Source organism: Janthinobacterium sp. GL_088 (assembly GCF_057837845.1).
In genome coordinates this window covers 3,715,168-3,728,788 of record NZ_CM174453.1, presented here as the reverse complement: position 1 = coordinate 3,728,788, position 13,621 = coordinate 3,715,168, and the positions used below count along the sequence as shown (strand labels likewise).

The window sequence follows — 13,621 nt, the reverse complement described above, 5'->3', positions numbered from 1 at the left end:
TTTTTATGCCGCTTCTTGCAGCGTGGCATAGGCAAGGATGTTTTCCTGCGTGATGTCGTCGCCCGTGACTTCGCCGGTGAGCCTGCCTTCGCACATCACCATCACGCGGTCGCAAATGCCGACCAGTTCGGCCAATTCGCTGGAAATGCACAGCACGGCTGTGCCCGCGTCCGCCAGCTGGTGGATGATCTTGTAGATTTCGCTCTTCGCGCCCACGTCCACGCCCCGCGTCGGTTCGTCGAGGATGAGCACTTTCGGCGCGATGGCCAGCCAGCGCGCCAGCAAGACTTTCTGCTGGTTGCCGCCGGACAGCCCGCCGACGATGCCGTCCGGCCCCGATACCTTCACGTTGAGGTTGCTGATCGCCTCGCGCGTGAGCTGGGTCAGGGCGCCACGGTTGACGACGCCCGCCGTCGAATGCCTGGACAGGATATTCATCGACATGTTTTCCATGGCCGACAATTGCATGAACAGGCCCAGGCTCTTGCGGTCTTCCGGCAGGTAACCGATGCCGTGGCGGATGGCCGCCAGCGGCCGGTGGATATGCACTTCCTGGCCATCGAGCCACACTTGCCCCGATTGTTTCTTGTCGGCGCCAAAGATCAGGCGCGCCAGTTCCGTGCGGCCTGCGCCGACGAGGCCGGCCAGTCCCGTCACTTCCCCCGCATGCAGGGCGAACGAGGCAGGCTTGACCTTGCCGCCGCCCACGTTTTCCACGCGCAAGCGCTCGGCGCCGCGCGTCGTGCGGCGCTGGTGCGAATAAAAGTCATCGGCAGGGCGGCCAACCATCATTTGCACGACTTTCTTTTGATCCAGCTCATCCTTGCCCAGCTCGCCCACATAGGCGCCGTCGCGCAGCACCGTGATGCGGCGCGCCAGGCGTTCCACTTCGGCCATGCGGTGGCTGATGTAGAGCACGGCCAGGCCCTTGTCGCGCTGTTCTTCGATGATGCGGAACAATTGTTCTGTTTCCCGGTCGGACAGGGCGGCAGTGGGCTCGTCCATGATCAGGATGCGGCTTTCATGCACGAGGGCGCGGGCGATTTCCACCTGTTGCTGCTCGGCAATCGACAGCGCCGACACCATGGTGTCGGCGTCGAAGCGGGAACCGAGGTCGGCCAGGATGGCGTTCGTGCGCGCGCGCATTTCGCCGCCCTTGACGGTCCAGAACGGTCCTTGCGGCTCGCTGCCCATGAAGACGTTCTGCGCCACCGTCATGTTCTTGGCCACGCTCAATTCCTGGTAGATCAGGTTGATGCCCAGCGCGCGTGCCTCGCCCGGGTTGCGGATACGAATCGGTTTACCGTCGAGTATGATTTCGCCCGCATCCGGCGTGTACACGCCCGACAGGATTTTCATCAGGGTGCTCTTGCCGGCGCCGTTTTCGCCCATCACGGCATGGATTTCGCCGCTGCGCACCGTCAGGTGCACGCCGCGCAGCGCGCGCGTGGCGCCAAAGCGCTTCTCGATGCCGCGCATTTCAAAAATAATATCGTCGCTCATGACTGTCCTTCCTTGCTGGTGAAACTGGCGCCGCCTGCCAACTGGCTGGCGGCGCCACGTGGTTCAGGTCAGGCAGATCAGTTCTTTACCCAGCCCGTGTAGGTGGCGACGTTTTCCTTGGTGATGGCCGGGGTCGGCAACAGCACCATGGTTTGCTTCGGCGTGCGGCCGTTCATGATGTCGTAACCCATCTGCACGGCGTCGGTGGCCATGCGGTACGGGTTTTGCGCCGAGGTGGCGGCAAACAGGCCGGCCTTGTTTTTCAGGGCGTTCTGGCCATCGGGCGCGCCATCGACTGCCGTGATCAGTTTCACGTCCGTGCGCTTCGATTGCTTGATCGCCAGTTCGGCGCCGATACCGGTCGGATCATTGATGGCGAACACGCCGTCGATCTTCGGATGGGCCGTCAGCAAGTTCGACATCACGGTCATGCCGCCGTCGCGGCTGCCGCCGGCGTTCTGGTTGTCGGACAGGATCTTGATATCCTTGAACGCGGCCAGGGTTTTCTTGCAGCCATTCACGCGGTCGATCACGGACGTGACCGGCGGGCCGTTCAAAATCACCACATTGCCTTTGCCGCCGATCTGCTTGGCCAGGTAGGCGCACGACACGTCGCCAGCCATGGTGTTGTCGGACATCACGGTGGCCGAAGCGCCCACGGCGCCCACGTCAACGGCGATCACGACCACGCCCGCATTGCGCGCTTTCTTGATGGCTGGCGCGATGCCCTTGGAGTCGACGGCGTTCAGGATGATGATGTCGGTCTTGTTGGCGATGAAGTTCTCGATCTGGTCCACCTGGGTGTTCAGGTCATACTTGCTGGACACTGTGGTGACTTTCACGCCAGGGCCACCGAGCTTTTTCGCGCTTTCTTCCGCGCCGCGGCCGATGGCGACAAAAAACGGGTTGGCCAGGTCGCCCACGCTCACGCCGATCGATTTCAGCGGTTTGTCAGCAGCGAAAGCGCCACAGGCGGCGGACAGCAGCAGGGAGGCGGTAATGACTTTTTTCATGAGGATCTCCAAGGGTTTTTATTGTAAAAAACAAACGGTGCTACGGGTAAAAACGGGGTGCAAACTTATTGATTGCGTAATTTCTCGATCATGGCGTCCAGCTTGCCCGCATCGACGGCAAAGCCGCGGATGCCTTCGGCAAGTTTCTCTGTCGCCATCGCGTCGTCGTTCAAGGCGTAGCGGAAAGCGGCTTCGTCATACGTGATGGCCGGCTGCGCCGCGCCCAGGTCGCCGCCCAGGGCGCGCTCGAATGGTGCGTCAAGCGCTTCGAGCTTGGCCAGCAAGTCGGGGCTAATGGTCAGCAAGTCGCAGCCGGACAGGGCCGTGATCTGCCCCACGTTGCGGAAGCTGGCGCCCATCACTTGCGTGGCGATGCCATGTTGTTTGTAGTAATTGAAGATGCGCGTGACCGACTGTACACCTGGATCGTTGGACAGGCTGCGCGCCGCTTCGTCCCATGCCGCGCCCAGCGATTTTTTATGCCAGTCGTAGATGCGGCCCACAAACGGCGAAATCAGGCGCACTTTCGCGTCGGCGCAGGCAACGGCCTGGCAAAACGCGAACAGCAGAGTCAGGTTGCAAAAGATGCCGTCTTTTTCCAGCTCGCGCGCTGCCTGGATGCCTTCCCAGGTGGCGGCAACCTTTATCAGCACGCGCTCGCGCTGGATGCCGGCTTGCTCGTACAGGGCGATCAGGCGGCGTCCGCGGGCGACGGTGGCATCGCGGTCAAAGCTCAGACGGGCATCGACTTCCGTCGATACGCGACCCGGCACTACCTTCAAGATTTCCAGGCCGAAGCGCACCAGCACCTGGTCGACGATATCGTCCAGCGCAGCGTGCTTGTGCGCGGCGACCGTGCTTTCCAGCAAGGGCGCGTAATCGGGCTGCAGCACGGCTTTTAAAATCAGCGACGGGTTGGTGGTGGCGTCTTGCGGCGCGAAGCGCGCCAGTTGCAGGAAGTCGCCCGTGTCGGCGACGACGGTGCTGTGTTGTTTCAATTGTTGCAGCTGATTCATTACTATTCCTTATCACTGAGTTGGTGCAAGGCTTGCACGGCGGGAAACAGGCTACGGTAGCGGCCGTAACGGATGCTCAAGGCTGCGCTGTGCGCGGCATCGGGCAAGAAAGTGTTTTTGATGGGTAACCCTTGCGTCAGCAGGCTGGCGTCACCGATGGCGGCAAAGCCCAGCTTGGCCGCCCCCAGGCTGGCCGACAATTCGCTGTTGTGAAGGGTGCGCATTTCGCGTCCCAGCACATTGGCCAGCAATTGCGCCCAGTACTGGCTGCGCGCGCCGCCGCCCACCAGCATGCAGTGGGGAACGACGGCACCTGTCGACGTGACGGCCGCCATGGCGTCGCGCAAGGCGAAGGCCACGCCTTCGAGCACGGCGTAGCCGAGCTGCGCCGGCGTGCTGTCATGGCCCAGCTGCAAGAAGGCGCCGCGCACTTGCGGGTCGTTATACGGCGTGCGCTCGCCCGACAGATATGGCAGGAACAGGGGCGCGGACGGGGCGACGGGGGTATCGAGCGGCAAGCCCGCTTCCACCAGCGCCAGCAGGGCTGCCTCGTCGGACTGGCCCAGCACGCCCGTCGCCCAGCGCAGGCAGCTGGCACCCGACAGGATCGCGCCCATCGCATACCAGCGGCCGGGCAGGGCGTGGCAAAAGCTGTGCACGCCGCCGGCCGGATTGCCCAAAGGCTGTTCTGTGACTGAAACGATGGCGGCGCTGGTGCCCAGCGAGATAAAACTGTCGCCGCCATTGACGGCGCCGATGCCCACGGCCGAGACGGGGTTGTCGCCGCCGCCGCCCGCCACCACCACGTTTGCTGGCAAGCCCAGCTTGTCTGCCATGGCTGCCAGTACCGTGCCCGTGGCGGCGTCGCCTTCGGCCAGCGCCGGCATCTGTGCCAGGGCCAGGCCGCAGGCGGCCAGCATGGGCGCGAACCAGGCACGGCTGGCCTCGTCCAGCCACAGGGTGCCAGCCGCGTCGGACATGTCCGTCAGTTTGATCCCCGTCAAGCGCAGGCGCAGATAGTCTTTCGGCGACAGCAGGCAGGCGATGGCGGCAAAGGCGTCTGGCTCGTGCGTTTGCAGCCACAGCAGTTTTGGCGCCGTCAGGCCTGCCATAGGCAGGCTGCCCGTCACGTCCGCATACGCGGGATAGTCGCGCGCCAGGCTGGCCGCCTCGGCTTCGGCGCGCGCATCGTTCCACAGGATGGCGGGGCGGATCACGTTATCGTTGCTATCGAGCAGCACGGCGCCATGCATCTGGCCCGACAGGCCGATGCAGGCGATCTGTGCGTATTCCTGTGGCCAACTGGCGCGCAGCTGGCCCAGCGCGTTGACGCAGGCGGCCCACCAGTCCTGCGGCGCCTGTTCGGACCAGCCCGGCTGCGGACGGCTGACGTCCAGGCGCACGGACGCCTGGCCGCGCACCTTGCCGGTGCTGTCCATCAGCACGGTTTTCAGTTCAGAGGTACCGAGGTCGATACCGAGGGAAATCGCTGGATGCATATTGTTTGCTGTAAAAGGTCAGGGGCAGCCGCAGGAATTGCGTACGCGCAAGGTTGGCGACAGGCGCTGCACGTGCTGGGCGCGGTCGGGATGGGCGATGCGGTCGATCAAGAGGTCGACGGCCATGGCGCCCAGCTCTTCCAGCGGCTGCGCCATCACGGTGAGGCGGGGGCTGAAATAATCGGCCCAGTCGAAATCATCGAAGCCGGCCAGGGCGACGTCTTGCGGTACCGCAATGTGGGCGTCGCGCAAGGCATGCATGGTGCCGATGGTCATCAGGTTATTGCCGGCCACGATGGCTGTCGGGCGCTGTCCGGCGGGTAAGGCCAGCAATTCGCGCGTGGCCGCGCCGCTGCGTTCCAGGTTGGAATCGCCCGAGCGCAGCAGGTCCGCATCGAAGGTGATATTGGCGCGCTGCAAGGCCAGGCGGTAGCCGTCGATACGCTCGTCCGTCGTGGACAGGCCGGGCGCGCCCGCGATGAAGCCGATGCGGCGGTGGCCGTGGGCCGCGATCAGATGGCTGACCAGTTGCGCCGTCGCCTCGACGTTTTCCACGCCCACCTGGTCGAACGGCTGTGGCGACATCCGGTCGACCAGCACGGAAGCGATCTTGTTGCTGGTTAAATAGTCGAGGGCGCGGTTGTGCGGATCGCCGGACGGCGCCAGCACGATGCCGTCGACCCGGCGCTGATGCAAGTTCTGCACCACCTTGAGTTCCTGCTCGGGATCGTCATGCGTATCGGAAAACAGCATCATCAAGCCATGACGCGTGCAGGCCGCTTCGATGGCGCGCACGGTTTCGCTGAAGTAATGATTGGTGAAGGCGGAAATGGCAACGCCGATGGTGCCCGACGAGGAACCGGCCAGCGCGCGGGCCAGCATGTTCGGCACATAGCCGATCTGCTGCATGGCTGCGTTGACGGCGGCGACGGTTTTCGGGCTGACCTTGCGGGTGCCGTTGACTACGTGAGAGACGGTCGACAGCGATACGTCCGCCGCCCGCGCTACATCTTCCATGGTGGCCATGGTGTCTCCTGAGGTTTTTTTATTATTGTGTACTGCGATAGTGTGCGGCTGTGTCGCCGCGATTGAAGCTATCGTAAACAAAAGAAAGCGCTTGCGCAAGCGCTTTCTTTTTTTGCGCGAACGATGTTTTGCCAAGGCAAGGAAGCCGCGCAGGAGGGACGGGATGCGGAAACAGGGCGGAGCCGGACGGTGCCGGCCCCGCAAGAATTACTGAATTACCAGCTCATGCAATTCGCCGGGAGAGTCCGGGAACAGTTTCACAACGGTGGAAGTGCGCGTGCCGTAGCCCGGCGTTTCGATGCAGACGGCGGACAGTACGCGTTCGAGGTCGAGCGGCACGCCCGTGTCCGGCAAGCGGAAGTCGGGCGCGCGCGTGGTGTCGGCCAGCATGTCGAAATACGCTTCATCGGGCGCACCCTGGCATAGCAGGCTGGCGAACTGGGCCTTGGTCTTCAGGACTTTCGGCCACGGCGCGTCGAGCAGGGCGTTCGACAGGCCGTAGATGCCCGGTTCCAATGGCTGGCCATTGCGCGCATCGCCATCGCCCCGGTTGGAAAACCAGATCAGGGTATCCGCATCGCCCAGCACCAGATTAAAACCGTTGTAGGCTGTGCATCCGGGGCGGATTTGCGCGATGTAGTCTTGCGGCGACATGTTGCCGGCCAGATAGTCGGCCACCAGGGCGCCGCGCGAGGGGGCGTCCGGGTTGCGGTCTTGCGGGCTGCGGATATTCGTGATAGCGGCAAAGCGCGAGCTGCCGCTGCCGGCTTGGGTGATGCCCATCCAGCTGCCGCCCGCCTGCAGGTCGCGGCCTGCATACACTTGCGGGTGTTCGGCCCAGGCGCCGGCGGGGGCGCTGGCGCGTTCATAGAATTCGTCGCGGTTGGCGGCGGCAATCAGCGGGATGTGCGGATTGACTTTCCAGGCAAAAACGATCAGGCACATGGAGGCAAATCCATGAACACTTCCGTATGGCGCGCGCCGGCCGTCAGGGACAGCAAGCCCGCTTCGTCGGATGCGCTGGCCAGCAGTTCCGTAAAGCCTTCGCCGACGACGGGATAAATTTCCATCCACGTCTGCAAGCCATCCTTGGCGTCAGGGCGGCGCTTCAATTGCGGCGCCACGCCGGACGCGGCCGCCAGTTTCGCCTGCAAGGCACGCACCCTGGCTTCCAGCGCCTGGGCGTGCTCTTCCTTCACTTGATAGTAAATGTACAAATCTTTCATGGCATTCTCACAAGTCGAGTGCGTCGAGCACGTAAGGCATGGGCAGGAACTGCACGTGAACGCCCAGAGCCGAACCGTAGCGCACGGCGCCGGCGGCGCTTGAACCTTCTGCTATCGCCCCCAGCTTCATTTCGACGAGGGCGTCAATGCCGCCTTCCCCATTGGGCGCGGCGTTGACGAGCATGCCGCAAGGCTGATCCGGATCGCTGACGGCGAACAGTTCGCCGCCGGCCACTGCAGAGGGATCGGCGATGCTGACGAGGGTGGTGCGACGCTTGAGCTTGCCCAGATACTGGCTGCGCGCGACGATTTCCTGGCCCGGGTAGCAGCCTTTCTTGAAATTGACGCCGCCCAGCAGCTCGAAGTTGACCATTTGCGGCACGAACTGCTCTTGCGTGGCGGCCGTGATCTGCGGGATGCCCGCGTGGATCTCGGACAATTGCCAGGCGTCATTGCCACCCTTGGCCAGCTGTTGCGTCAATTGCGGCCACGCGTCGCGCGCCGTGGCGGCCGACGTCAGCCATTCATAGCGGGCGCTGCCAAAGGCGTCGGCCACGCGCAGCAGCGTGCCCAGCGGGTTATCCACCTTGCTGAACGGCGTGGCGGGCAGGGTGGGGAACCAGGCGGACAGGGCCGTGCTGGCAAGTTTGCCGCCCAGGCCCAGGACGACCTGGTTCGCGTCGTCAAAGGACGCATCGTGCAGCTTGGCCTTGGCGCGCAGCACGAACATCTGCAAGCGCTTCTGGATGGCTGGCTGTATGGCGCGCGGCAATTGCAGATAAATGGTGGTGGCGTTGCGCCACATCAGGAAACTGGCCAGCATCCGGCCCTTCGGCGTGCAGTAGCCGGCCAGGCGCACTTGCTCCTGGTTCAGGTGTTCCACATCGTTGGTCAGCTGGCCGTGCAGGAAACTGGCTGCCTCGTCGCCGTTCAAGCCGATCAAGCCCTGGTCCGTGATGGCCGCGACAAAACCGTCTTGCAGCTGGGACACTGTCAGGGACTGGCCGAAATCGGCGATAGGGGTGGCGGCGAGGGGAGCGCTGCTGTCAGGCGCGCCATCGATGGCAACGGGGCGGGCGCCTTGGGCGGTTAAAAATTGATTCCAGTTATTCATAATTTCCATTAGATCAGCGATTAAGCATTATCATTACGGGTTCATTATAGTGATGTCGCGCAGATTGCGTCGGCAGCGGCAAGATTGTCAGTGTTGGCGCCGCTTTGCGCGCACTTGCTTCACAAATGAACGATCATAACAAGCGGACGTTGGCCATCAGCGCCCGCATCACAAGAATCGGAACAATGGCTTTCTTTAAAAAACTTGTAGTCAGCTCAGTCATCGCCGCCATCGGCGTCGGTGGTACTTTTGTGTACTGGGCGCAGCAGCCCATCACCACGGACGGCGAAGCGATTCCGTTTACCATCGCGCCGGGCAGCGGCGCGCATGCGGCCGGCCAGCAGATCGCGGACGCGGGCGTGCCCATCGTGCCCATCCTGTTCAACATGCTGGCGCGCATCGAAGGCAAGACCTCGAAGATCAAGGCCGGTTCCTACGAGTTGAAACCGGGCACCACGCCGCAGCGTTTGATCACGCAACTGGCGCGCGGCGAGTTCGCGCAAGAGTCGCTGACCATCATCGAAGGCTGGACCTTCAAGCAGATGCGCCTGGCGATGGCGAATCACCCTGGCCTCAAGCACGATACCGTGGGCCTGTCCGACAAGGAACTGATGGCGAAAATCAGCCCGGAATACATGTTGCCGGAAGGCTTGTTCTTCCCGGACACGTATCTGTTCGCCAAGGGCGCCAGCGAAATGCAGATTTTCAAGCAGGCGCACACGGCCATGATCGGCCGCTTGTCCGAAGCGTGGTTCAAGCGCGATCCGGCCTTGCCATATAAAAACCCGTACGAAGCGCTGATCATGGCTTCCATCGTGGAAAAGGAAACGGGACAAAAGTCCGAGCGCGCCATGATCGCCGGCGTGTTCGTCAACCGCTTGAAAACAGGCATGCTGCTGCAGACGGACCCGACCGTGATCTATGGCATGGGCGACAGCTACCAGGGCAAGATCCGCAAACGCGACCTGGAAGCGGACACCCCGTACAATACCTACACGCGCGGCGGCTTGCCGCCCACGCCGATCGCCCTGGCCGGCGCGCAATCGCTGACGGCGGCGCTGGCGCCGGCCCGCACGCAGGCGCTGTATTTCGTCGCGCGCGGCGACGGCACCAGTCAGTTCTCGGCCAACTTGCCCGACCATAACCGCGCCGTGAACCAGTATCAGCGTTAATATCATTACAAGATTAAGAGTTTCATGACACAACACTATCAACCCCGCTTCATCACCTTCGAAGGCATCGATGGCGCGGGCAAGTCGACGCATATCGGCTTTGTGACCGACTACCTGCAGCAACGGGGCGTGACCCTCGTTTCATCGCGCGAACCGGGCGGTACCAGCCTGGGCGAAAAGCTGCGCGAACTGCTGCTGCATGAAAAAATGCATCTGGAAACGGAAGCCTTGCTGATGTTCGCCAGCCGCCGTGAACACATCGCGCAAGTCATCGCGCCCGCCCTCGAACGTGGCGAGTGGGTCATTTCCGACCGCTTCACCGATGCCAGCTTCGCCTACCAGGGCGGCGGGCGTGGCATGGATTTACGCAAGATGGAAGCGCTGGAAGCGTGGGTGCATCCGCACTTGCAGCCGGACCTGACGTTTTTGTTCGACGTGCCGCTGGCCGTGGCCAGAGCCCGCCTGGACGCCACGCGCGCGCTCGACAAGTTCGAGCAGGAGCGATCGGACTTCTTTGCCGCCACACGCAACGAGTATCTGCGCCGCGCAGCCCAGTTCCCGGAACGCTTCCGCCTCATCGATTCCACGCAAAGCATTGCCGATATTCAAGTGCAACTCGCGCAACTGCTTGATGTTTTGCTTGAAAAAAGTATTGCAACACCTTGATTTGCAAAGAATAAAATGACCAGTACTCTCTATCCGTGGCAACAGGACGCTTGGCAGCAATTGCAAGCCTTGCGCCCACGCATGCCGCACGCTATTTTGTTCCATGGCGCGCAGGGCATCGGCAAGGCCGACTTCATCGAGCATTTCGCGCAAGCGCTGCTGTGCGAAGACGTGCGCGCCGATGGTCATGCCTGCGGCGCCTGCGCCTCGTGCGGTTGGTTTAGCCAGGGCAACCATCCCGATTACCGCCGGGTCCGTCCGGAAGCGCTGGAAGACGAGGTGGCGGACGACGGGGAAGAGGGCGAAGGCGCCAAGAAAAGCGCCAAGACCAAGACGCCGTCGAAAGACATCAAGATCGAGCAGATCCGCAATCTGGCCGACTTCATGAACATTTCCACGCACCGCCAGGGCTTTCGCGTGGTGGTGTTGTACCCGGCCGAAGCGCTGAACACGCCTGCGTCGAACGCCTTGCTGAAAACGCTGGAAGAGCCGCCGCCGGGCACTCTGTTCCTGCTGGCATCGAACAGCCTGGACCGCTTGCTGCCAACCATCCTGTCGCGCTGCCGCAAATTCGCCTTGCCCATGCCCAGCCACGAGCAAGCCTTGACGTGGCTTAAGCAACAAGGCTTGAACGATGCGGACAGCTGGCTGCGCGAGCAGGGCGGCGCGCCGCTGGCCGCGCTGGCCCAGTCAGAATCGGGCGGCCGCGAGGAAACGGAACAGTTGCTGCAGGTGCTGGCCAACCCCGGCGTGGAAGCGGCCCTGAAGGCGGCGGAGAAATTGCAGAAGGCGCCGCTGGCGCCGTTGGTTGCTTCATTGCAGCGCTGGCTGTACGACGTGTTTTCCGTCAAGCTATCCGGCACCATCCGCTACTACCCGCGCCACCGGCGCGAGCTGGAAGCGCTGGCCGGACGCATCAACGTGAGCCGGCTGATGGCCGCCATCAAGGCCGCCAACGAACGCCGGGCAATTGCCGAGCACCCCTTGTCGCCCAAGCTGTTCCTGGAAGACATGCTGCTCGACTACGCATCCAGCTGCCAATAAAATCAAGCGCTTGCGTTATCAAGTTAATCCAGATTGTGCGCTTATTGGCCTGCTTGGAATGGCATAGCCGCAAGCACTTCACAGGCATCCCCGTTTGCCACGCTTGGCTCCCCGGTGATACAGTCATGGCACTGGACAGCAACGGAGGCGGGCATGAAACGAGTCACTGGCATCGGCGGCATCTTTTTCCACGCGCAAGACCCGGCCGCGCTGCGCGCCTGGTACCAGCGCCACCTGGGCCTCGACGTGCAGCCGTGGGGCGGCGCCGCTTTCAGCTGGACGGACGCCGACGGCAAGCCGACTGGCGGCACCACCATCTGGTCCGTCGCCGCCAGTGACAACGAGCAATTCGCACCCAGCAAGGCGTCCTTCATGATCAACTACCGGGTCGACGACCTCGACGCGCTGCTGCAAGCCCTGCGCGACGAAGGCTGCAACGTCCTGGAAAAGGCGCCCGATTCCGAGTATGGCCAGTTCGGCTGGGTCATCGATCCCGAAGGCAACAAGGTGGAGCTGTGGCAGCCGCCGCAGGGGCAGTAGGCGAACCACGCGGGAGTCGTCAGCGGCAGGATGGATTTGCGCCTTCCTCCTGCCAGATTCCGCTCCCTCCGGTACAATCCCGCCTTATGTATATCGATTCCCATTGCCATATCAATTTCCCCGAGCTGGCTGCTCGCATGCCCGAGATCCTGGCCAAGATGGCCGAGAACAAGGTGACCCATGCCTTGTGCGTGTCCGTCGACTTGCCGGACTTCCCACAGGTGCTGGCCCTGGCCGAGCAGTATCCGCACATCTTCGCCTCCGTCGGCGTGCATCCCGATTACGAGGACACGCCTGAGCCGTCCGTGGAAGACCTGGTGCGCCTGGCCGACCATCCGAAGATCATCGCCATCGGCGAGACGGGCCTCGACTATTTCCGCCTGACGGGTGACCTGGAGTGGCAGCGCGAGCGTTTTCGCACTCACATCAAAGCTTCAAGAATCACGCGTAAGCCTTTGATTATTCACACAAGATCGGCTAGCGAAGACACCATACGCATCATGCGCGAAGAAGGCGCGGGCGTGTCGGACGGCGGCGTGGCCGGAGTCATGCATTGCTTTACGGAATCGCTGGAAGTGGCGCGCGCCGCCATCGACATGGGTTTCTATATTTCGTTTTCCGGCATCGTCACGTTCAAGAGCGCCAAGGATCTGCAGGCCGTGGCCCTGGAAGTGCCGCTCGAGCGCATCCTCATCGAAACGGATTCGCCGTACCTGGCGCCCGTGCCGTTCCGCGGCCGCATGAACGAGCCTGGCTACGTGGCCCACGTGGCGGAATACCTGTCGACCCTGAAAGGCATATCGCTGGCTCAGGTGGCGCAGCAGACGACGGATAATTTCTTCAAGTTATTCAATCAGTTGCCATAACTTCTTAAGGTCATACATGATGAAAAAACTTGCGCTGGCGATGCTGCTGTGCTGCGCCACCGCCAGCCACGCGGCGCCGGAACCGGACGCTTTCTTCCGCGCCGTGTCCGTGAATAATGTCAGTGGCGTGCGCAGCATGCTGCTTGACGGCATGAATCCGAACCAGCCTGACGCACAGCGGGGCGACATTCCCCTGGTGCTGGCCTTGCGCGACGATGCGGACCGGGTTTTCCAGGTACTGCTCGACGCGCCCGGCATCGACATCGAAGCCTGCTCGGCCAATGGCAACACGGCGCTGATGATGGCGGCCTACAAGCACAAGCTGGACGCCGTGAACGCCTTGCTGGCCAAGGGCGCCAAGGTCAACCAGAGCGGCTGGACGGCGCTGCACTATGCGGCCTCGGCGGGCGACTTGCCCATCATGAAGATTTTTCTCGACCGCGACGCCGTGGTCGATGCGCGCGCCCCTGCCAACGTCACGCCGCTGATGTTTGCCGCCCGCGAAGGGCAGGAGGGCGCCGTCAAGCTGCTGCTGTCCTGGGGGGCGGACGCCAGCCTGAAAAGCGACCATGGCTGGACGGCCGTGCAGTTTGCCCAGGCGGGTGACAAGCCCGGTGTAGTCGCCATCATCGAAGCGGCACAGAAGGCGCGCGCGGCACGTAAATAAGCAGATGCAAGTCATGCATTAATTTCAATACTTTCCATGCCAGCGCTGAAACTGGCATGGAATTGCCTCTCACCTCAGCCCTTTGTTCTCCTTGCCGATTAACGATAATGATCGTGTCGCATTAATCAGGAGATACGTCGCATGGGTCATCACCTCACCGTCAGGCGCCGGCTGTATTGTCGCCGCCCCTCGCGCAGCCCGTGCGATATCACTGCTTTCTGGAATGACAAAACCGATCGGCCATCGGAGCCAGACTCCAAGAGGACAGA

General features: G+C 62.6%; 14 protein-coding genes. 6 read left to right on the top strand and 8 right to left on the bottom strand.

The annotated features are described in order from the left end of the window. Positions 1–3: 3 nt before the first annotated feature. The 8 genes from AC3IQ7_RS16735 to ygfZ form a co-directional block, all read right to left on the bottom strand. Positions 4–1,503 carry a sugar ABC transporter ATP-binding protein gene (locus AC3IQ7_RS16735; RefSeq protein WP_322429183.1) on the bottom strand — a complete coding sequence of 500 codons (1,500 nt, stop codon included), beginning with the start codon at positions 1,501–1,503 and terminating at the stop codon, positions 4–6. Between the two features lie 77 nt (positions 1,504–1,580). Continuing rightward, positions 1,581–2,516 (bottom strand): ABC transporter substrate-binding protein, encoded by a 936-nt coding sequence (locus AC3IQ7_RS16730; RefSeq protein ID WP_077404737.1) that lies wholly within the window; start codon positions 2,514–2,516, stop codon positions 1,581–1,583. 65 nt (positions 2,517–2,581) lie between these two features. Continuing rightward, on the bottom strand, positions 2,582–3,532 hold the full coding sequence (tal, locus tag AC3IQ7_RS16725) for a transaldolase (protein ID WP_099377190.1): 951 nt from the start codon (positions 3,530–3,532) through the stop codon (positions 2,582–2,584). 2 nt (positions 3,533–3,534) lie between these two features. Next, on the bottom strand, positions 3,535–5,019 hold the full coding sequence (xylB, locus tag AC3IQ7_RS16720) for a xylulokinase (RefSeq protein ID WP_489210473.1): 1,485 nt from the start codon (positions 5,017–5,019) through the stop codon (positions 3,535–3,537). A 30-nt stretch (positions 5,020–5,049) separates the two neighbouring features. Beyond that, the gene (locus tag AC3IQ7_RS16715) at positions 5,050–6,057 is read right to left on the bottom strand and encodes a LacI family DNA-binding transcriptional regulator (protein ID WP_322429184.1); all 1,008 of its coding nucleotides are present in this window, start codon (positions 6,055–6,057) and stop codon (positions 5,050–5,052) included. A gap of 207 nt (positions 6,058–6,264) precedes the next feature. Then, the gene (locus AC3IQ7_RS16710) at positions 6,265–7,002 is read right to left on the bottom strand and encodes an NRDE family protein (protein WP_489206722.1); all 738 of its coding nucleotides are present in this window, start codon (positions 7,000–7,002) and stop codon (positions 6,265–6,267) included. Beyond that, positions 6,993–7,283 (bottom strand): DUF4936 family protein, encoded by a 291-nt coding sequence (locus AC3IQ7_RS16705; protein WP_034784600.1) that lies wholly within the window; start codon positions 7,281–7,283, stop codon positions 6,993–6,995. Before AC3IQ7_RS16705 ends, AC3IQ7_RS16710 begins: the two co-directional genes overlap by 10 nt. A gap of 7 nt (positions 7,284–7,290) precedes the next feature. After that, a complete protein-coding gene (ygfZ, locus tag AC3IQ7_RS16700) occupies positions 7,291–8,406 on the bottom strand; it encodes a CAF17-like 4Fe-4S cluster assembly/insertion protein YgfZ (RefSeq protein WP_489206721.1) in 1,116 nt (371 codons plus the stop codon). A gap of 176 nt (positions 8,407–8,582) precedes the next feature. Between ygfZ and mltG the strand changes: the two genes are divergently transcribed. From mltG to AC3IQ7_RS16670, 6 genes are all read left to right on the top strand, one after another. After that, positions 8,583–9,569: an endolytic transglycosylase MltG gene (gene mltG / locus AC3IQ7_RS16695; protein ID WP_099377185.1), complete on the top strand. Its 987-nt coding sequence runs from the start codon at positions 8,583–8,585 to the stop codon at positions 9,567–9,569. Positions 9,570–9,593: 24 nt separating this feature from the next. Then, a complete protein-coding gene (tmk, locus tag AC3IQ7_RS16690; RefSeq protein WP_099377184.1) occupies positions 9,594–10,235 on the top strand; it encodes a dTMP kinase in 642 nt (213 codons plus the stop codon). Between the two features lie 15 nt (positions 10,236–10,250). Then, positions 10,251–11,279, top strand: coding sequence for a DNA polymerase III subunit delta' (locus AC3IQ7_RS16685; protein WP_099377183.1), 1,029 nt, complete (start codon positions 10,251–10,253; stop codon positions 11,277–11,279). 153 nt (positions 11,280–11,432) lie between these two features. Next, on the top strand, positions 11,433–11,819 hold the full coding sequence (locus AC3IQ7_RS16680) for a VOC family protein (RefSeq protein WP_099377182.1): 387 nt from the start codon (positions 11,433–11,435) through the stop codon (positions 11,817–11,819). Positions 11,820–11,905: 86 nt separating this feature from the next. Beyond that, entirely contained in the window at positions 11,906–12,685 is a 780-nt protein-coding gene (locus AC3IQ7_RS16675) for a TatD family hydrolase (protein ID WP_099377181.1), read from the top strand. A 16-nt stretch (positions 12,686–12,701) separates the two neighbouring features. Continuing rightward, entirely contained in the window at positions 12,702–13,352 is a 651-nt protein-coding gene (locus AC3IQ7_RS16670; protein ID WP_489206720.1) for an ankyrin repeat domain-containing protein, read from the top strand. Positions 13,353–13,621 lie beyond the last annotated feature (269 nt).